This window comes from Allosphingosinicella sp. (genome assembly GCF_036570505.1).
In the GTDB taxonomy this organism is placed as follows: domain Bacteria; phylum Pseudomonadota; class Alphaproteobacteria; order Sphingomonadales; family Sphingomonadaceae; genus Allosphingosinicella.
The window spans coordinates 1-17,416 of record NZ_DATCYB010000082.1 but is presented as its reverse complement, the minus strand read 5'-3'; the positions used below and the strand labels follow the sequence as shown (position 1 = coordinate 17,416).

The 17,416-nt window shown below is 67.7% G+C and carries 20 protein-coding genes and 1 tRNA gene; 8 read left to right on the top strand and 13 right to left on the bottom strand.

What is annotated here, in order from left to right:
- Nucleotides 1-6 precede the first annotated feature (6 nt).
- Nucleotides 7-807 (top strand): hypothetical protein, encoded by an 801-nt coding sequence (locus VIR62_RS10155; RefSeq protein ID WP_431870959.1) that lies wholly within the window; start codon nucleotides 7-9, stop codon nucleotides 805-807.
- A gap of 3 nt (nucleotides 808-810) precedes the next feature.
- Here the strand turns inward: VIR62_RS10155 and VIR62_RS10150 are convergent, their stop codons facing one another.
- Nucleotides 811-1,353 carry a thiamine phosphate synthase gene (locus VIR62_RS10150; protein ID WP_431870957.1) on the bottom strand — a complete coding sequence of 181 codons (543 nt, stop codon included), beginning with the start codon at nucleotides 1,351-1,353 and terminating at the stop codon, nucleotides 811-813.
- A 22-nt stretch (nucleotides 1,354-1,375) separates the two neighbouring features.
- Between VIR62_RS10150 and VIR62_RS10145 the strand changes: the two genes are divergently transcribed.
- Together VIR62_RS10145 and VIR62_RS10140 are read left to right on the top strand one after the other, a co-directional pair.
- Entirely contained in the window at nucleotides 1,376-2,044 is a 669-nt protein-coding gene (locus tag VIR62_RS10145) for a YggS family pyridoxal phosphate-dependent enzyme (RefSeq protein ID WP_431870955.1), read from the top strand.
- Entirely contained in the window at nucleotides 2,041-2,712 is a 672-nt protein-coding gene (locus VIR62_RS10140; protein WP_431871010.1) for an HAD family hydrolase, read from the top strand. The genes VIR62_RS10145 and VIR62_RS10140 overlap by 4 nt, the downstream gene beginning before the upstream one ends.
- Before the next feature lie 15 nt (nucleotides 2,713-2,727).
- Here the strand turns inward: VIR62_RS10140 and ribA are convergent, their stop codons facing one another.
- The 4 genes from ribA to VIR62_RS10120 form a co-directional block, all read right to left on the bottom strand.
- Nucleotides 2,728-3,789 carry a GTP cyclohydrolase II gene (gene ribA / locus VIR62_RS10135; RefSeq protein WP_431870954.1) on the bottom strand — a complete coding sequence of 354 codons (1,062 nt, stop codon included), beginning with the start codon at nucleotides 3,787-3,789 and terminating at the stop codon, nucleotides 2,728-2,730.
- Entirely contained in the window at nucleotides 3,786-4,580 is a 795-nt protein-coding gene (locus VIR62_RS10130; RefSeq protein ID WP_431870952.1) for an exodeoxyribonuclease III, read from the bottom strand. Before VIR62_RS10130 ends, ribA begins: the two co-directional genes overlap by 4 nt.
- A gap of 243 nt (nucleotides 4,581-4,823) precedes the next feature.
- Entirely contained in the window at nucleotides 4,824-5,444 is a 621-nt protein-coding gene (locus VIR62_RS10125; RefSeq protein WP_431870950.1) for a LolA family protein, read from the bottom strand.
- An 86-nt stretch (nucleotides 5,445-5,530) separates the two neighbouring features.
- A complete protein-coding gene (locus VIR62_RS10120; RefSeq protein ID WP_431870948.1) occupies nucleotides 5,531-7,849 on the bottom strand; it encodes a DNA translocase FtsK 4TM domain-containing protein in 2,319 nt (772 codons plus the stop codon).
- Between the two features lie 97 nt (nucleotides 7,850-7,946).
- On the opposite strand from VIR62_RS10120, the gene VIR62_RS10115 reads away from it, so the two are divergent.
- A complete protein-coding gene (locus VIR62_RS10115) occupies nucleotides 7,947-9,155 on the top strand; it encodes a UbiH/UbiF/VisC/COQ6 family ubiquinone biosynthesis hydroxylase (RefSeq protein WP_431870946.1) in 1,209 nt (402 codons plus the stop codon).
- Here the strand turns inward: VIR62_RS10115 and VIR62_RS10110 are convergent.
- From VIR62_RS10110 to VIR62_RS10095, 4 genes are read right to left on the bottom strand one after another with little or no spacing between them, the layout of a single operon-like run.
- On the bottom strand, nucleotides 9,152-9,556 hold the full coding sequence (locus tag VIR62_RS10110; protein WP_431870945.1) for a hypothetical protein: 405 nt from the start codon (nucleotides 9,554-9,556) through the stop codon (nucleotides 9,152-9,154). The two genes, VIR62_RS10115 and VIR62_RS10110, sit on opposite strands and share 4 nt — an antisense overlap.
- On the bottom strand, nucleotides 9,553-9,726 hold the full coding sequence (locus VIR62_RS10105) for a Trm112 family protein (RefSeq protein WP_431870943.1): 174 nt from the start codon (nucleotides 9,724-9,726) through the stop codon (nucleotides 9,553-9,555). The genes VIR62_RS10110 and VIR62_RS10105 overlap by 4 nt, the downstream gene beginning before the upstream one ends.
- Nucleotides 9,723-10,358: an LON peptidase substrate-binding domain-containing protein gene (locus VIR62_RS10100; protein WP_431870941.1), complete on the bottom strand. Its 636-nt coding sequence runs from the start codon at nucleotides 10,356-10,358 to the stop codon at nucleotides 9,723-9,725. The genes VIR62_RS10105 and VIR62_RS10100 overlap by 4 nt, the downstream gene beginning before the upstream one ends.
- Complete coding sequence (locus tag VIR62_RS10095; RefSeq protein WP_431870939.1) at nucleotides 10,358-11,269, bottom strand: tetratricopeptide repeat protein; 912 nt, start codon at nucleotides 11,267-11,269, stop codon at nucleotides 10,358-10,360. The genes VIR62_RS10100 and VIR62_RS10095 overlap by 1 nt, the downstream gene beginning before the upstream one ends.
- 160 nt (nucleotides 11,270-11,429) lie before the next feature.
- Between VIR62_RS10095 and VIR62_RS10090 the strand changes: the two genes are divergently transcribed.
- Nucleotides 11,430-11,504 (top strand) — tRNA-Gly (locus VIR62_RS10090).
- 104 nt (nucleotides 11,505-11,608) lie between these two features.
- On the opposite strand, the gene VIR62_RS10085 is transcribed toward VIR62_RS10090, so the two are convergent.
- From VIR62_RS10085 to hemC, 3 genes are read right to left on the bottom strand one after another with little or no spacing between them, the layout of a single operon-like run.
- On the bottom strand, nucleotides 11,609-12,505 hold the full coding sequence (locus tag VIR62_RS10085; protein ID WP_431870938.1) for a hypothetical protein: 897 nt from the start codon (nucleotides 12,503-12,505) through the stop codon (nucleotides 11,609-11,611).
- Nucleotides 12,506-12,509: 4 nt separating this feature from the next.
- Nucleotides 12,510-13,202, bottom strand: a complete 693-nt coding sequence (locus VIR62_RS10080) for a uroporphyrinogen-III synthase (protein ID WP_431870937.1) — start codon at nucleotides 13,200-13,202, stop codon at nucleotides 12,510-12,512.
- Between the two features lie 5 nt (nucleotides 13,203-13,207).
- A complete protein-coding gene (gene hemC, locus VIR62_RS10075) occupies nucleotides 13,208-14,119 on the bottom strand; it encodes a hydroxymethylbilane synthase (RefSeq protein WP_431870936.1) in 912 nt (303 codons plus the stop codon).
- Nucleotides 14,120-14,161: 42 nt separating this feature from the next.
- Here hemC and tsaD point away from each other — a divergent pair, with 42 nt between their 5' ends.
- On the top strand, nucleotides 14,162-15,196 hold the full coding sequence (gene tsaD, locus VIR62_RS10070) for a tRNA (adenosine(37)-N6)-threonylcarbamoyltransferase complex transferase subunit TsaD (protein ID WP_431870934.1): 1,035 nt from the start codon (nucleotides 14,162-14,164) through the stop codon (nucleotides 15,194-15,196).
- Entirely contained in the window at nucleotides 15,193-16,179 is a 987-nt protein-coding gene (locus VIR62_RS10065) for an NAD(P)H-dependent glycerol-3-phosphate dehydrogenase (protein ID WP_431870932.1), read from the top strand. The genes tsaD and VIR62_RS10065 overlap by 4 nt, the downstream gene beginning before the upstream one ends.
- Here the strand turns inward: VIR62_RS10065 and VIR62_RS10060 are convergent.
- Nucleotides 16,176-16,286 (bottom strand): DUF1674 domain-containing protein, encoded by a 111-nt coding sequence (locus VIR62_RS10060; RefSeq protein WP_431870930.1) that lies wholly within the window; start codon nucleotides 16,284-16,286, stop codon nucleotides 16,176-16,178. The genes VIR62_RS10065 and VIR62_RS10060 overlap by 4 nt on opposite strands.
- A 124-nt stretch (nucleotides 16,287-16,410) precedes the next feature.
- Between VIR62_RS10060 and htpX the strand changes: the two genes are divergently transcribed.
- A complete protein-coding gene (gene htpX, locus VIR62_RS10055; RefSeq protein WP_431870929.1) occupies nucleotides 16,411-17,355 on the top strand; it encodes a zinc metalloprotease HtpX in 945 nt (314 codons plus the stop codon).
- Nucleotides 17,356-17,416: the final 61 nt, after the last annotated feature.

The window sequence follows — 17,416 nt, the reverse complement described above, 5'->3', positions numbered from 1 at the left end:
ACAACCGTGGCTGATTCGTCCACAAGGGACGGCGCCTTGCTGGTTTCGCGAGGCGAGTCGGACTACATAGACTCGATACGGGAGTCGAACGACGTGAAGAAGCTGGGTGGGATTGCTGCTGCCGGAGGGGTGTCGCTTGCCGCGATATCGCTTCTGCTCGCGCCTGCCCTCGCCGCGACGACCCAGAAGCAGGATGACCAGAAGGCGCGCTCCGCTCCCTCGCTCAGTATCGGAGGCTTCACGCCGGCTGTGGCGGATCCCCGTCTGGCGGCCGAACTGGCAAGGCGCGGCCTCCCCTCCGGAAGCTTCCGCTTCACCCCGACCACCGGCTCGCGCGACAAGAGCAAGGCGGTGAAGGTCGCCGTGCGCGCCCGGGCCTCGACCACGGCCGAGGCGGCGCGCACCGTCGCCGGATCGTCGGCGAGCGCCATCACGGCGATCACGCCCACCGCCTATAATCTCGGCGTTTCCGTGGGCTGGAAGCGCTTCGCCATCTCCGGCGATATCGCCAAGGTCGATGGCGGCGTGCTCCCGGGCGGCAGCGAGGCGGCGGAAGTCGGCGTCAGCTACACCGGCAAGAATTTCGCCGGCCGGGTCATGGTCGGCGCCCAGCGCAACGACGCGGCGAGCATCCTGCCGACCGAGGAAAGCTATTCGCTCGACGTCGGCGGCTCCTATTCGATCACCCGCAACCTCGATGTGACCGGCGGCGTCCGCTACAAGATCCAGCGCGACCGCCTCGAACCGCTCGCCGACGAACGCCGCGACAGCCAGGCCGTCTATATCGGCACGGCCTTCCGCTTCTAAAGCCTAGTAGCTCCAGGCGTCGATCGCCGCCCATCCATGCATTCCAAGGCCCGCCAGCGAGCGAGCCCGCTTGGCGTCCATTCCGCCCAAGGCGATGACCGGAAGGCGCGTTTGCCTCGCCAGCAGACCGAAGCGGACCGGCCCGAGCGACCTTGCGCCGGGATGGGACCGGGTGGGAAAGACCGGTGACAGGATGATGAGGTCCGCGCCGCTCCTTTCGGCCTTTCGTATCTCGGGCAGATCGTGGGCCGGGGCGCTGCGGAGGCCGACGCCCGATTTGCCGGGTCCGCTCAGGCCGTGACTTCCATCGGCGCCCCACAGCCGCGCCCGACCCGGCGGCCCGGCCAGGAGGAGCAGCAATCCCCGGCTGCGCGTGATCGATCTCACCCGCTGGAAAAGCGCGCGCCGGTCCCTCGGGGGCAGGCTGTGATGGCGAAAGACGACGCCCGCGCCGCGTGGCAGCCGATACAGTGCGCGCCATAAGGTCTCACCCTGCCGCTCGTCCGTCATCATCCAGAGATGCGGCAAAGGCTGGCGGCGGTGCATGGCCCTTCCTATAGCAGCGGCCATGACCGAAGCATCACCTGCGGAGCGGCTGGAGGCCGTGAAGAGTGCCATCGCCGGCGCCGCCAGGCTCGCCCGCCGCTCTCCGGACGATGTTACGCTGATCGCGGTGTCGAAGACTCATGGCGCGGAAGCGATCGAACCCATACTGCACGCCGGCCACCGCCTTTTCGGCGAGAATAGGGTTCAGGAAGCGCAAGCGAAATGGCCGGAGCTTCGGCAGCGCTTCGAAGAGGTCGAATTGCATCTCGTCGGCCGGCTTCAGTCCAACAAGGCCGAGGAAGCGGTGGCGCTGTTCGACGCCATCCATTCGGTCGACCGGCCGTCGCTGGTCGAGGCGCTCGGCAAGGCCATGGCGAAGGCGGGCAAGCGTCCCGATTGCTTCGTCCAGGTCAATATCGGCGACGAGTCCCAAAAGGGTGGCTGTCCGGTCGCCGAGCTGACGGCTCTGCTGGACTTGTGCGCCGACGCGGATCTCCCCGTCGTGGGTCTCATGTGCATCCCGCCCGCCGATGTCGAACCGGCACCCTATTTCGCGCTCCTCGTCAAGCTGGCCCGCCGCCACGGTCTCGCCGGGCTCAGCATGGGCATGTCGGACGATTACGAAACCGCAGTGGCGATCGGGGCCACCCACGTCCGCGTCGGTACCGCCCTGTTCGGAGAACGGAGCTGAAATTTCAGGCCATCATCTTCGATTTCGACGGAGTCATCGTCGATAGCGAAGGGCTCGCCAATGCCGCCATGGCCGAGGTGCTGACAGGGCTTGGCTGCCGGATCAGCGGTGAAGAGGCGGTGGCGCGCTATGCCGGCCTGCGCTGGCGCGATTGCCATCGCCGCATAGAGCTGGATTTCGGCCGCTCTTTCGATAGTGAGGAGCTCGGCACGCTTGTCGATGCTGCCATCGAAGCGCACGCGGGAGAGATGCCGGCGATCGACGGCCTGGAAGCGTTCCTCGATGGGCAGGCTCACCGGCGGCTCGCCGTCGCTTCGTCGAGCGAGAGGGCATGGCTCGACACCATGCTCGGCCGCCTCGGCCTCGCCGGCTTTTTCGGCGAGCATGTCTACAGCGCCGCTCGCATTCCGAGGGGCAAGCCGCATCCCGACGTCTATCTTCATGTTGACGAGCAGCTGCGCCTGCCGTCGTCGGCCTGCCTCGTCATCGAGGACCATCCGGTAGGCGCCGCGGCCGGCGCGGCGGCGGGAATGACGGTGATCGGCCTGATGGCCGCCAGCCATATCCGCGGCGGCCACGAGGAGAGGCTGCAGGCCGCCGGAGCGCACCGATGCGCCCGAAGCTATGCCGAAGTGACGGAAATCCTGGCTCGGCTGGAAGCGTCATGACGTCATGACGGCACCCTAGAGCTGGTGACCGCTCCGCAGCCGCTTTGCGTCGAGATAGGCCTGGTTGTGGGGATTGGCTCCCGATTTGAGGGGCACTTGCTCGACCACCTCGATGCCGGCGCCTTCGAGACCCGCCACCTTGCGCGGGTTATTGGTCAGTAGACGCACTCTTTCCTGCGAGAGGTGCCGGAGCATCAACGCCGCCACGCTGAAATCGCGCTCGTCGTCGCTGAAGCCGAGGCGGAGGTTGGCGTCGACCGTGTCGAAGCCCTGGTCCTGCAGCGCATAGGCGCGCAGCTTGTTGACGAGACCGATGCCGCGCCCTTCCTGGCGCAGGTAGAGCAATATGCCCCAGCCGGAGGCGGCGATGGCGGCGAGGGCATCGTTGAGCTGGGGCCCGCAATCGCATTTCAATGAGCCTAGCGCGTCGCCGGTCAGGCATTCGCTGTGGAGGCGCACCAGCGGCGGCGCGTTGCTAGGTTCGCCGATCGCCAGCGCGACGTGCTCCGCGGCGTCCTCCTCGGACCGAAAGGCGACGATTTCCGTCTTTTCGGCGTATCGGGTCGGCAGCCTGGCGCGGGATGCGATCACCAGCGACGGCGCGCGGTCGAATTCGGTTACGGCGTCGGCCGTCAGCGAAATATCGTCCGGGGTCGGCCTCCCGCCGACGAAGAAAGCCGGCAGCAGCCCCGCGCGGCGCGCCAGGCGCAGCGCAGCCGTCGCCGCTTCGGGACGGTCGTCCGCCCTCGTCTGGAAAGGCCCCTTGAGGGGCGTTTGGAGATCCAGCGCGGGATCGGCGAGGGCGGTCGCGGCGCCGAGGTCGATCCACGGCGCCCGCGCGATCCTTACCGGACCGGTTGGTACGGCCTCGCGCTGGTTGGCGAGCTTCAGCGTAGCGGCGCGATTGCCGGAGATGAGAAGGTCGGCCGGCGATCCCTCATCGAAGGCGGCGAGGCCATCGTCGTCCGCGGTCTCTACCGCCAGGAAGCCGATTCCATCGATGGCGATCGGCCAGCCGCGCCGCAGCGCATCGATGGCGCGGGCGATGGTGCGGGCGTCTGGGCGCCCGCCGTTCAAATGGCGAACTCGGTCACGAGCGGCACATGGTCGGACGGTCGCGCCCAGCTCCGGCAATGCTCGTGAACCACGTGACCGCGGGCCAGCTTCGCGACATCGGGAGAGGCCCACATATGATCGAGGCGGCGCCCCCGGTCGTTCCGGGTCCAGTCGGGCGAGCGATAGCTCCACCAGGTGTGTAGGCGACCCGGCGCCGGGTGGAAATGGCGGCCGAGGTCGACCCACTCGCCGCTCTGCTGAAGACGGGCCAGGGCGTCTACTTCAACGGGGGTATGGCTGACGACATTGATCAGTTGCTTGTGGCTCCAGACGTCGCATTCCAGCGGCGCGACGTTGAAATCGCCAACCAGCAAAGTGGGGCAGCCACACTTTTCCGACCAGCGCGTCATCCGCTCGATATAGTCGAGCTTCTGACCGAATTTCGGATTCTGGTCCCGGTCGGGAATGTCGCCGCCAGCGGGCACATAGACGTTTTCGAGCCGGATGCCGCAGTCGAGCTGGACACCGACATGGCGCGCCTCGCCATTGTCCTGCCAGTCGTGGCGGTGATCCTCCCGGATCGGCAGGCGGCTGAGGATCGCGACACCATGGTGCATGCGCTGGCCGCACAGTACCAGATGGTTGTAGCCCAGGCGCCGGAACACGCCTTCGGGAAAGTCGCCGTCGACGACCTTGGTCTCCTGAAGACAGAGAATGTCGGGCATCTCGTCTGTGAGGAACTTCTCGACGATGTCGAGGCGGGCACGAACGGAATTGATATTCCAGGAAGCGATCTTGAGCGGGGAAGACATGGCGTGGGCTCTAGCGGGAGGCGGCGCGGCTGTCGACATTTGCGGGCTCGTCTCCCGACAAAGAAAGGCCCCCGCTCCGGGGGCGTGGAGCGAGGGCCAACCAAGCGTTTGCTACGCGAGGTCAATTACGAGGGTCCGTTTCGGGCAACAGGGGGAAAACCCGAAGGGATTCGCAATTGCAGTCTTTCTTTTAAACCTATCTTCCTGTCGCGCCGATGAATGGCGTTAACTATTTCGCCGTGCCTAGCCGCGCGGTCCACGCCGGCGAGGATCGGTCCAGCGGAAGGCACTGTCCGCCACGCGGACGTTGAACCGCTGGTTCGACAGCTTGATCGTCGTCCGGTCGTTTTGCGCGTCGATCGTCGTCCACCCCTCCAGCATCAAGCCCGCCGGCGCGCTCGGCACCTTGGCGAAGGCGATGGTGATGGTGCCGAATTCCGGCTTCTTGGGGTCGCGGGCCTGGACGAGCAGCACTTGGCCGTCGTTCCGCGTCACCTTGGCGACGCCCGTCAGGTCCTTGTTCGGGTTCAACAGCACCGACAGCGGCGAATCGCCTATCGGCCAGCGCGAGACCTGATCCACTTCGTAGTCGATCATCGTGAGCGCCTTGCCGTCACCCACGATCAGCATCGGCACGCCCTTCTGATATTGGAAACGCACCTTGCCCGGCCGCTTCATCGTGAGCGTGCCGTTCAGGGTCTGGCCGCTGCGGCCGGTCTGGCTGAAATTAGCGGTCATCGTGTCGACCGCCTTCAGATGCGCCTGCACCTGCGACAGCGGCGAGGAGGATTGCGCCGCGACCAGAGCCGGCGCGGCGAGCGCGAGCGGCAGAGCAGCAAGAGCGAGCGTTCCGAAACGCGTCATGAAAATCTCCGTCCTTGTTGTGAGAAGGATATGGATGTCGGCGATTGAATGCCCACTGAACCCCCCGGTTCCCTGGCGTTCAGCCTTCAGATGGCGTGACCTTCTGGGTCGATCAGTACTTCGCGGCGGCCGACATGGTCGGGGGCGCTGACTTTCCCTTCACGTTCCATCCGTTCAATGAGGCGCGCGGCGTTGTTGTAGCCGATGCGAAGCTGGCGCTGGATGTAGCTGGTCGACGCCTTCTGGCTCTCGGCGACGGTCTGCACGGCCTTCTTGTAGAGCTGTGTCTCGGCGTCGTCGTCGCCCATCGGCTGGCCTTCGAAGATATAGCCGCCGTCCTCCGGCTCCTCGGTGACCGCCATATTATATTCGGGCGTGCCCTGGCCGCGCCAATGGTCGGCAACGGCGCGCACCTCCTCGTCGGAGACGAAGGGGCCGTGGACGCGGGCGATCTGCTTGCCGCCGGGCATATAGAGCATGTCGCCCTTGCCGAGGAGCTGCTCCGCGCCCTGCTCGCCGAGGATCGTGCGGCTGTCGATCTTGGACGTGACCGAGAAGCTGATCCGGGTCGGGAGGTTCGCCTTGATGACGCCCGTGATGACGTCGACCGAAGGGCGCTGCGTGGCCATGATGAGATGGATGCCTGCGGCGCGCGCCTTCTGGGCCAGGCGCTGGATCAGGAACTCGACCTCCTTGCCCGCCGTCATCATCAGGTCGGCGAGCTCGTCGACGACCACCACGATTTGCGGCAGCACGTCGAAATCCAGCTCCTCCATCTCATATTGCGGCTGGCCGGTCTCGGGATCGTAGCCGGTCTGCACGCGCCGCCCGAGCGACTGACCCTTGGCCTTGGCGTCCCGCACCTTGGCGTTGAAGCTGGAGAGCTGGCGAACGCCCACCGACGCCATCATCCGATAGCGCTCCTCCATCTGCTCGACGGTCCATTTGAGGGCGCGGATCGCCTTGGCGGGCTCAGTGACGACGGGCGAAAGGAGGTGCGGGATATCATCGTAGATGCTGAGCTCCAGCATCTTGGGATCGATCATGATCATCCGGCACTGCTCGGGCGTCAGACGGTAGAGCAGCGACAGGATCATGCAATTGAGGCCGACCGACTTGCCGGACCCGGTCGTGCCAGCGACGAGCAGGTGCGGCATCGGCGCCAGATCGGCGATGACCGGGTCGCCGGCGATATTCTTGCCGAGGATAAGCGGCAGCTGCGCCACCTGGTCCTCGAATGCCTCGCTCGCGATCAGCTCGGAGAGGGTCACCATCTCACGCTTGGCGTTGGGAAGCTCGATGCCGATGACGCTGCGACCGGGAATGGTGGCGACGCGCGCCGATAGCGCCGACATGTTGCGGGCGATGTCGTCGGCGAGCTGGATGACCCGGCTCGCCTTGATGCCGCTCGCCGGCTCCAGCTCGTACATGGTGACGACCGGGCCGGGGCGGACCTCGACGATCTCGCCCTTGACGGAGAAGTCTTCCAGCACGGATTCGAGCAGTCGCGCATTGCGCTCAAGGCTGACTTTGTCGAGCGCGGCATTGGTGGGCGGCGGGGGCGGATTGAGCAGATCCAGCGTCGGGAGGGCGTAGCTGTCGCCCAGCGCCAGCGACGGCTGCCGTTCGCGCTTCGGCCGGCGGCCGCTATCGGGTGCCTTGGCCCGGTCGGCGATCACGGTTCGCGACGCTTCCGGCGGAGTAATGACCGGCGCCCTAGCCCGGCGGACGATGGGCTGGTCAGGCTCGGCTCCGTCTAGGTCATCGAGTGCCCTCGGCGTCCCTTGCCGCCGGGTGAACAGCCACCGCCGCTCCTCGCTACGCAGGCCGAGGCCGAGATACCAGAGGAACAGTCCCGCCAGGCCAAGCAGCGAGACGGCGACTATTCGAAAGGGCTCGGCGATGGCGGGTTCGCCGATGAGCGCGATGCCGATCTCCACGAGCGAGGCAAACGACAAGCCGAACGCGCCGCCCCAGCCGGCCGGAAGGCCGTTCACCGCACCGCCGAAGAGAAGCGCGAGGCCCGTTCCGATGAGAATGATACCCAACGTGGCAAGCAGCACGGCGCGCAGCCACCGTCCGGCCTCGGCGCCGCGCATCAGCCGAACGCCGATCACCAGCATTAAGGGCAGCAATAGTCCCGCCGGCGGGCCCCACAGGCTCAACATGAGGTCCGACCCATAAGCACCGGCCGGACCGGCCCAATTGCCCACTGGTCCGGCGGCGGCGGTATTGAGGGCGGGATCGCTCGGCCGGTAGCTGACCAGGGCGAGGCCGAGCAGAAGGGTCGCCGCGATCAGCGTCAGCCCGCCGATCAAGGTCGTCGATCTCCTGGCCCCTCGCTTGAGGCCGTCCTGCCATTGCGCCAGCCGTCCCGGACGGCCACGCGTCGCTGATGTCGCCACGATCGTGCCCCGTATGTTCCGCTTATCCTTAATGCGCCTTGGCGGACTCCCCGGTCAAGCGCTTGGCGTTGCCCCCGCGCATCGCTAAGGCGAGAAAATGACCCAAGCGGACGTCATCATCCTCGGCGGAGGTCTCGTCGGCCTCACCCTCGCCATCGCCGTCGATCGCCATGGGCTGACCAGCATCGTCGTCGATCCCGCCGATCCCGAAAAGACGCTGACGCCCCAATATGACGGCCGCGCGACGGCGGTCGCTAGCGCCTCGTGGCGCATGCTGGAGGCGATCGGAGTCGGCGAGCGGCTCGAAGGACAGGGCTGTCCCATTCAGTCGATCCGGGTCAGCGACGGGCTGGAGCCGGGCGGCCTCGTCTTCGATCCGCCGGGAGGCGACGATCCGCTCGGCCGCATGTTCGAGAATCGGCTGCTGCGCGCGGCGCTTCGCGAAACGGCGCTGGCGGCGAAAGGCATCGACCTCGCCATGCCCGCTCGTCCCGCCGAAGTCGTCCGCGACGGCGCCGGCGTTCGCGTCACGCTGGAGGATGGCCGCCAGCTTGCAGCAGCGCTGCTGATCGGCGCGGAAGGCCGCGGCTCCCCCACTCGCGAGGCAGCCCATATCCCGGTTGCGCGCTGGAGCTATGATCACACCGCCATCATCGCGACGGTCACCCACGCACGCGGCCACGACAACGTGGCCTATGAGATTTTCTACCCCGCCGGGCCCTTCGCCATCCTGCCCATGCTGCCGGGCAACCGCTCGGCAATCGTCTGGTCGGTGAAGGCGGAGGATGCGCCGGCCATTCTCGACCTGCCCGACCGCGCCCTCGCGGCGGAGATCGAGAAGCGGATGGGCGGGTTCCTGGGGGCGATCGCGCTGGCTGGCCCGCGCGCCAGCTACCGTCTCGGCTTCCACCATGCCGCTACCATCACCGCCGAACGGCTGGCACTGGTGGGAGACGCCGCGCACGGAATCCATCCGATTGCGGGCCAGGGGCTCAACCTCGGCTTCCGCGACGCCGCCGCGCTGACCCAGGTGCTCGTCCAAGGCGCTCGCCTCGGGCTCGATCTAGGCGACGCCCAACTGCTCGACCGCTACGAGCGCTGGCGCAGCCTCGACACCTTCATGGTCGCCGCGTCGACCGATAGCCTCACTCGTCTCTATGGCATTCCGGGCAAGACCGCCTCCGCTATCCGGCGCTTCGGCATGGGTGCGGTGCAGCGGATCAGGCCTCTCAAGGATCGTCTCATGGCCGAAGCGCGGGGGGAAAGCGGCGAAATGCCACTCCTGCTCAGAGGGCTGCCGATCTAACGGAGGATTTCAAGCGGCTCTTCAGTTTCCGCGAGCCGTCGGCCTGTCCCAGTGGCGCGGATCATCAAGAAGGTGCCGGACCATATGCCCGCGATCTGCCACTGGCCCTCGATCTCGTTCCCATCGGCGTGAAGCGCGCCATCATAATGCACGACGTCATATCCTCCCTCCGCCTCGTCATACATTTTCAGGAAGCGGATCGAGCCTCCTTTCCGGCGGCCGTCAATTACCGCATGCAGCGTTTGTCCATGGCCGGCGACCAGGTCCGAAGTCTCCGTTGTTGTCCCAGTCACACAACCAGAACTTTCGCGCAGCTGAGCTTCGAACGGCACCGGAGGCCCGTCCGGATAGTTGTAGAGGCCGGTCCAATGGCCAGTTAGATCGACATCCTTTCGGCTCATGACCCCAGCGCGCGCGCCTCCTCGATGAGCATAACCGGTACGCCGTCACGGATTGGATAGGCGAGACCGGCCGCTTCCGATATCAGCTCGTTCGCATTCTCATCGTAGCGAAGCGTCGTCCGCGTTACCGGACAGACCAGCTTCTCCAGCAGCGCCGGATCGAGCCTCATTGCAGGGTTTCCGGTCCGTCGGCGCCGCCGGGCGCCATGCGCTGGAACTGCATGAACTGGACGACCAGGTCAGCTCGCGCGGCCAGATCGTCCGCCTCCAGCAGCGCCTGCTTGGAGCCGACGTCGAGCGGGGCGATCTGGGCGATGCCGTTGACCAGCATCTCGTCGTCCAGCCGACTTACCGCCTCCCAGTCGACGACATAACCCAGAGCGTCGGCATAGCGTTTCGCTTCGCGTTCCAGCTCCGCCCGCTGGATGCTGGCCAGCGGATCGGGCTCGACGTCATCCGCGAATCCGCCGAGATCGGCATCGACCTGGCGATAGGGCGTCTCGACCTCGGCTTCCCGCGCGATGCGGAAGCGGCCGATGCCTTCGAGGACGATGTTGAAGCGGCCATCCTCCAGCTCCTCGGAGCCGACGATCCGGCCGAGGCAGCCGATTTCGAACAGGCTCGGCGGATCCTGCTCGTCCTTCGGCTGAACCATGGCGATCACAGGATCGCTCGCCAGCGCGTCGCGCACCATCGCCCGATAGCGCGGCTCGAAGATGTGGAGCGGCAATTGCGTGCGCGGGAAGAGCAGCGCCCCCGCCAGCGGAAAGATCGGAACCCGAAGAAGGGCCGGCCCTTCCATCAGGTGAAGAGAATCGCCGAGAGGCGGCGCCGCTGCTGCGAGACCCAGGGATCCTCGAGCCCGACCACTTCGAGGAATTGGAGCAGCCGCTTGCGCGCGGCGCCCTCGTTCCAGTCGCGGTCGCGGCCGATGACCTCGAACAGCTGGTCGGCGGCGGCGTCGCGGTCGCCCTGATTCATCAGGGCGCCGGCAAGCTCGTAGCGCGCCTCCAGGTCATCGGGATCGGCGGCGATTCGCTTTTCAAGGCCACGGGCGTCGACATCCGGCTGAGCCGCGCCGGCGAGCTCCAGAGCCGAACGGGCGCGGGCGATGGCCGGATCGCCGGAAAGCGCGTCCGGCGCGGCGTCGAGAAGCGCGCGTGCCTCGGCTACCTGTCCCGCGGCGATAAAGGCACGGGCAAGGCCGGAAATCACTTCCACATTATCAGGCGCCATGTCCGCGAGTTGCTGGAAGATGGAGACGGCACGGGGCGCATCGCCCTCGCCCAACACCTGCTCGCCCATCGCGATGAGCGGCGCCAGCTCGGCCTCGGCCTGTTGCGCCTCGCCCTGGACGGGGAGCTGCGCCAGGAGCTGGTCGAGCGCGCCGGTCAGCTGTCCCTCGGTCCGCGCCGGCGTCAGGTCCGCGACGAGCTGGCCCTGGAAGATCGCGTAGACGGTGGGGATCGATTGCACCCGGAACTGGGCGGCGACAATCTTGTCCTCATCGACGTTGATCTTGACCAGCTTCACGCCCTTCGCCGCATAATCGGCGGCGACCTTTTCGAGGATCGGCGTCAGCTGCTTGCACGGGCCGCACCATTCGGCCCAGAAGTCGACGATCACTAGCTCGGTCATCGACGGCTCGACGACGTCGCGCCTGAAAGTTTCCAGCGCTTCCTTCTCGGCCGCGCTCATGCCCAGTGTCGCCACGTGCTTTCTCTCCCGGGTTGGCTCACGCCCCTATGTGGGATGCGGGCGGGGTCTGCCAAGCCTCGTCTTTCTCCAGTAATTCGGGACTTGCGGGCCCGCGGACCCCATGCTAACCGCCGCCGCCTTGATTGCCCGCGTCTCTCGCGGGGCGATCCGCCGAGCGGGCGTAGCTCAGGGGTAGAGCACAACCTTGCCAAGGTTGGGGTCGAGGGTTCGAATCCCTTCGCCCGCTCCAGATTTTCCACGATCTTTGTCGAACCCGCGAGGCTTGTTAGCTCTCCGCCCTGCCGGTCTGCGCGCCGGTTCGAATTCCTTCGCCCGTGCCAAATTTCACAAAAATCAGCTCGGCCGCGCCATGTCGCGCGCAACGGCGCTCGTTTCGGCGGGGACGTCGGTACGCGGCGGGTTGCGGGGATCCAGGAGCGCGGCGGTCTCGATCGTGTCGAGTGCGCGGCGCGCGGCGACGTAACGGCGGGCGGCATCGATCCAGACTTGCGCATTCTCATGGCCGGGCATGCGCATCACTTCGGCGAGCGCGACATCGACTTGCCCCGATTCCAGTCGCCGGGTGGCGCGGCGCAGCCGCTCGGCCGGCAAGGTCGAAGGCGTCCCGCCCTTGCGGACGGTGACGAGGCCGCCGAGCTCCGCCTTGAGCGCATCCCACCAATTCTGGTCCGGGCCGCCCTCCGTGAGATCTTCGCCCACCTCCTGCAGGCCTTCCTGCAGCTCCTCAAGCGTGACAGGCTGGCGCGAGGCGGTGATGATCGTCGCCACTGCCTGGCGCTGGCTGTCACCGAACCGCTGCCTCAAGAGGCCTTCGATGTAGCCCAGCGCGACGCCGCGATCGAGGGCGCGCCGGGCGGCGAAGGCGACGAGCAGACCCTCGGCACGATCGGCATTGCCGACCGCGGCGCGCGACTGGGTATCGATCGCGGCGATGCGCTGTTCCAGCCGGTTGACCCGGCGGGTGATCTCCGGATCGATGAGCAGGCGCTCGGGCTCGCCGGTAGCGGACGGGACCGCCACCTGCGTTACGGGAGTCCGCACGGCCTCAATCGGGGCGGGCGGAGCGGCGGGACGGACGCCGAGAAAAGAGGCAGCCGCGTCCCAGTTGACGAGCAGCCAGCCCATCGCCGCCACCCCGGCGACGAAGGCTATCAGGGGCAGCAGCACGATCGAGAGGAGCGAGCGCTTGCCCGCGCCTGCGCTGTCGACCCGCTCATAATCCATCCGCATCGCCTTATCCTGCCGCCGCGCGCTCAGTCTTGCACAGCTTGGCGGCAAGCTCCAGCAATGCCGCATCGCGTGGCGCTGCCGCCACAGACACGCTTTTCCAGCCTTTCCCGGCCGCCGCCGCGGCCGCATCGCTGATCGCGGCGATCGCGATCGAGGCGCGCTCCAGTCCTGCCTCATCAACCAGTTGAGCGAAACGCGCTCCCGCCTGCGGCGAGTGGAGAAGGGCATGGGCTCCGGTTCGAAGTGCCGCCTTGGCTTCCGCCGGAAGACGCGCCGCCGGTTCCGACGCGTAGACGATCCGCCGAGCGATCGAGAGGCGCGGATGGCTCAGGGGAATATGATCGCGTCCGCACAGATGCAGCGCGCTCCCCACTCCGGCCTCGGCCATCATCAGGGTCAGCGCGGCGCCGTCGCTCGGGCCGATGCGGATATCGGCAAATCCGGCCGCGCGCGCCGCTTCGGCGGTCGTTTCTCCCACGGCGTAGCAGGGGAGGTGGCTGAACATGGCCAGCGCCTTGCCGCCGCTTCGCGCGGCATTGGCGCTGGTCAGCATCACCGCCTCCACCGTCTCCGGCGCCGGCGGCTCCCAGGCGACGGGCCGGATCGAGAAGAGGGGCGTCGTCACGGCCCCGAGGCCCCGTTGGCGCGCCCGCTCGGCTGTCTCGCGGGCACCCGGCTCCGGCCTCAGGACCAGCATGTCGGTCATCCGGAAAATTGGGCGCGCAGGGCAGGGCTCGCCGTATCCAGAAGTTGCCGCGCCAATGCCAGTGGGGCGTCGCGGTCGTCGGCGGCGAAGCGCGCCTCCCCGCGCGACACCTCGGTGCCGTCGTTGGTCAGGATCTCGGCGCGAAGGCGAATCGATTCGCCATCGCATTCCGCCAACCCGGCCACCGGCGTATGGCAGTCGCCGCCCAGTCCCTCGAGCAGGCGCCGCTCGGCCGCGACGCATATCTCCGTCGCCCGGTCGCCGATCGCCGCCATCAGCCCGGCCACCTGCTTGTTATCGGCGAGCGTCTCGATACCGATCGCGCCTTGGGACGGGGCGGGCAGCATGTCTTCGACCACGACGCCGATCTCCGGGTGGCCGAGCCGCTCAAGGCCTGCCGCGGCGAGCAAGGTCGCGTCCGCCTCGCCCATCTCCAGCTTCCTCAGCCGCGTGGCGACATTGCCCCTGAAGGGAACGATGTTGAGGTCCGACCGCCGGGCCAGCAGCTGCGCGGCGCGGCGCGGCGAGGACGTTCCGACCCGTGCCCACTCCGGTAGCGCCTCCACGCTCTCGGCGCCGACCAGACGGTCGCGGACATCGGCGCGTGGCAGCATAGCGGCGATCCGGAATTCGGCGGGGCGGAAGGTCTCGACATCCTTCATCGAATGAACCGAAATGTCGGTGCGGCCGTCGGCGAGGCAACGGTCGAGCTCCTTGGTCCACAGCGCCTTGCCGCCCACCTCGGCGAGCGGCCGGTCCTGGATCATGTCGCCGCTCGTGGTGATGGGGACGATCTCGATCCGCTCGGGACCCCAGCCCAAAGTGTCGCGCAGCGCCTCCGCCACCAGCCGCGCCTGGGCGAGCGCCAATGGCGATCCGCGGGTGCCGATGCGAAGGAGCCGTGCCATCGGCGCTTGTGCTAGCGGCTAAGGCGATGGCAGGGAAGCGGGATGAGCCTGATCCTCGGCATAGAATCGAGTTGCGACGAGACCGCGGCCGCGCTGGTCACGTCCGAGCGGCGCATCCTCGCCCATCGCCTGGCGGGACAAGAGGCGGAGCACCGTCCTTATGGCGGCGTCGTCCCGGAGATCGCGGCCCGTGCCCATGTCGAGATCCTGCCGTCGCTGATCGAAGATGTGCTGCGTGAGGCGGACGTGGCGCTGGCCGAAGTGGACGCCATAGCCGCGACCGCCGGGCCGGGGCTGATCGGTGGCGTGATGGTGGGGCTTGTGACCGCGAAAGGGCTGGCGCTGGCCTCGAGCAAACCGCTCATCGCCGTCAATCACCTCGAGGGCCACGCCCTCTCGCCGATGCTGGCCCAGCCGAGCCTCGCCTTTCCTTACCTGCTCCTCCTGGTTTCGGGAGGCCATTGCCAGCTGCTCTTCGTCGAGGGCGTCGGCCGCTACCGCCGCCTCGCCACCACCATCGACGACGCGGCGGGCGAAGCCTTCGACAAGAGCGCCAAGCTTCTCGGCTTGGGCTTTCCCGGCGGTCCGGCGGTCGAGCGCGCGGCCGCCAAAGGCGATTCCAAGGCCGTGCCGCTTCCCCGCCCGCTGGTCGGGTCGGACGAGCCGCATTTCTCCTTCGCCGGCCTCAAGAGCGCGGTCCTTCGCGCTCGCGATTCCGGCCGCTACGGGACCGAGGATATCGCCGCCTCCTTCCAGCGGGCGGTGGTCGACTGCCTGATCGATCGGACGAGCCGAGCCCTCGCCGAGGCTAAAGGCGCTACCGCCCTCGTCGTCGCTGGCGGAGTGGCGGCCAACCAGGCCATCCGCTCCGCACTGATGGCTCGTGCGGCCTCTCATGGCCTTCCCTTCGTCGCTCCGCCGCTGTGGCTGTGCACCGACAATGCCGCGATGATCGCCTGGGCCGGCGCGCTTCGCTATGACGTCGGGCTCACGGATGGATTGGACGCGCCGGCGCGGGCGCGGTGGCCGCTCGACCCCAATGCGGAGAAGGCGCGTGGCGCGGGGGTGAAAGCATGATCGAGAAGCTGGGGGTGATCGGCGGCGGGGCCTGGGGCACCGCTTTGGCCCAAGTCGCGGCGGCGGGCGGGGAAGACACGCTTCTTTGGGCGCGCGAGCCCGAGGTCGTGGCGAGCGTCAATGAATCCCACGAGAATGCGACCTTCCTCGCCGGCTATCCGCTCAACCCCGCGATCCGGGCCACCGGAAATCTGTCCGATCTTTCCAGCTGCGACGCTTTGCTCGTCGTCACGCCCGCCCAGCACATGCGCTCCGTCCTCGGCGGCCTCGGCCGCTGGGACAAGCCGCTCATCCTCTGCTCCAAGGGCATGGAGGAGGCGTCGATGAAGCTGATGCACGATGTCGCCGACGAAGCGCAGCCCGGCGCCCGGATCGCCGTCCTCTCGGGCCCAACTTTCGCCCATGAGGTCGCCATCGGCCTCCCCGCCGCGGTGACCCTGGCGATCGAGGACCGTGAGGTCGGCGAGGCTCTTCGCGGCCGCCTCGCCCGCCCGAACTTCCGACCCTATCTCTCCGACGACGTGGTTGGCGCCGAGATCGGCGGGGCGGTCAAGAACGTCCTCGCCATCGCCTGCGGCGTGGTCGAGGGGCGGGGCCTGGGCCAGAATGCCCGCGCCGCCCTCATCTCGCGCGGCTTCGCCGAGATGACCCGCTTCGGCCTCGCCCTGGGTGCTCGCGCCGAGACTCTCGCCGGCCTCTCCGGCCTTGGCGACCTCGTCCTCACCTGCTCTTCGGCGAGCTCGCGCAACTTCAGCCTCGGCAAGGGTCTGGGTGAAGGCCACTCCCGCGCCGAACTTCTCGCCGACCGTCGCACCGTGGCGGAGGGCTCGTTCACGGCGCCGGTGCTGAAGCGCGCCGCCGAGGCCGCTTGTGTCGACATGCCGATCGTGGCGGCGGTCTGTGCGCTGCTGGGCGGCGAGGCTTCGGTCGAAGAGGTGGTGGAGGCCTTGCTGTCGCGGCCGCTGAAGAGCGAGGGTCTCTAGAAGTCCCAGCAGATACCGCTGTTTTCCCAGTCGCCGTAGCGAGTGGGCTCCTCCCCTTTCGGCCCGCCATGCTCCTCGCGTGGCTTCACCGGTTCGGGCTTGGGCACGGGCGGGCTCTTCGAGAGGTGCCTCGGCGGTTTCACATGAGCGGGACGCTGGCCGGCCATCGGGCTCCGATTGAACTAGAGGGATTTCACCCCACATTTCGGGCGTGAAGGGCGAAGACGCAAGATGAACGGTTTCAAGACCCTGATGCTCCTGGCGGCGATGACCGCCTTGTTCATGGGCCTGGGCTACACGCTCGGCGGTTCGGGCGGTGCGCTGGTCGCGCTCGTCGCGGCGGCGGCGATGAACCTCTTCACGTTCTGGAACGCCGACAAGATCGTCTTGAAGATGCACAAGGCGCGCGAGGTGGACGGGCGCACCGCCCCCGAATTCGTCGGCATCGTCCAGCAGCTGGCCTCGCGCGCGGGCCTGCCGATGCCGAAAGTCTATATCGTCGATTCACCGCACCCCAACGCCTTCGCCACCGGCCGCAATCCCGAGAATGCCGCCGTCGCCGCGACCACCGGCCTGCTCGATCTCCTTAGCCGCGACGAGATCGCCGGCGTGATGGCGCACGAGCTGGCGCATGTGAAGAATCGCGACACGCTCATCATGACGATGACGGCGACCATCGCCGGCGCCATCGCCTTCCTCGCCAATTTCGGCCTGTTCTTCCGGGGCGGCGGCGACAATCGCGCCAACCTGCTGGCGATGATCGCAGCCGTCATCATCGCGCCCTTCGCGGCGATGATCGTGCAGATGGCGATTAGCCGCACCCGCGAATACAGCGCCGACCGGGGCGCCGCCGAGATCGGCCGCAACCCCCGCGCCCTCGCCTCGGCGCTTGCCAAGCTGCACGAAGGCGCGGCCCGCATCCCCAATCCGGTCAGCCTGCGCAATCCCGCCGCTGCCTCCCTCTACATCGTGCCGAGCGGCACCGGCCGCGACAGCCTGTTCTCGACCCATCCCGACACCGGCAACCGCATCGCCGCCCTCCACGCCATGGCCGATGAAATGGGCCTCGCCTCGCCGTCGCCGGTCACCGATACGACGTTGCCGCCCGCCCGCGCTTCGGTGCCCAAGAGCCGCCGCGCCGTCAGCGCCCTCGATCCGCTGGGGCGCCGGGACTGAGCGAGGCCTTTCCCCCCGGTACGGGCTCGCGCCGTGCCGCGATGCGACTGCTCGACGCGGT

Excerpts from the sequence above, each read along its gene's own strand:
- VIR62_RS10150 (WP_431870957.1), bottom strand. The coding sequence starts at position 1,353 with ATGCACCGCCGCCAGCCTTTGCCGCATCTCTGGATGATGACGGACGAG.
- VIR62_RS10145 (WP_431870955.1), top strand. The coding sequence starts at position 1,376 with ATGACCGAAGCATCACCTGCGGAGCGGCTGGAGGCCGTGAAGAGTGCC.
- VIR62_RS10130 (WP_431870952.1), bottom strand. The coding sequence starts at position 4,580 with ATGTCTTCCCCGCTCAAGATCGCTTCCTGGAATATCAATTCCGTTCGT.
- VIR62_RS10125 (WP_431870950.1), bottom strand. The coding sequence starts at position 5,444 with ATGACGCGTTTCGGAACGCTCGCTCTTGCTGCTCTGCCGCTCGCGCTC.
- VIR62_RS10115 (WP_431870946.1), top strand. The coding sequence starts at position 7,947 with ATGACCCAAGCGGACGTCATCATCCTCGGCGGAGGTCTCGTCGGCCTC.
- VIR62_RS10110 (WP_431870945.1), bottom strand. The coding sequence starts at position 9,556 with ATGAGCCGAAAGGATGTCGATCTAACTGGCCATTGGACCGGCCTCTAC.
- VIR62_RS10105 (WP_431870943.1), bottom strand. The coding sequence starts at position 9,726 with ATGAGGCTCGATCCGGCGCTGCTGGAGAAGCTGGTCTGTCCGGTAACG.
- VIR62_RS10100 (WP_431870941.1), bottom strand. The coding sequence starts at position 10,358 with ATGGAAGGGCCGGCCCTTCTTCGGGTTCCGATCTTTCCGCTGGCGGGG.
- VIR62_RS10085 (WP_431870938.1), bottom strand. The coding sequence starts at position 12,505 with ATGCGGATGGATTATGAGCGGGTCGACAGCGCAGGCGCGGGCAAGCGC.
- VIR62_RS10080 (WP_431870937.1), bottom strand. The coding sequence starts at position 13,202 with ATGCTGGTCCTGAGGCCGGAGCCGGGTGCCCGCGAGACAGCCGAGCGG.
- hemC (WP_431870936.1), bottom strand. The coding sequence starts at position 14,119 with ATGGCACGGCTCCTTCGCATCGGCACCCGCGGATCGCCATTGGCGCTC.
- tsaD (WP_431870934.1), top strand. The coding sequence starts at position 14,162 with ATGAGCCTGATCCTCGGCATAGAATCGAGTTGCGACGAGACCGCGGCC.
- VIR62_RS10065 (WP_431870932.1), top strand. The coding sequence starts at position 15,193 with ATGATCGAGAAGCTGGGGGTGATCGGCGGCGGGGCCTGGGGCACCGCT.
- htpX (WP_431870929.1), top strand. The coding sequence starts at position 16,411 with ATGAACGGTTTCAAGACCCTGATGCTCCTGGCGGCGATGACCGCCTTG.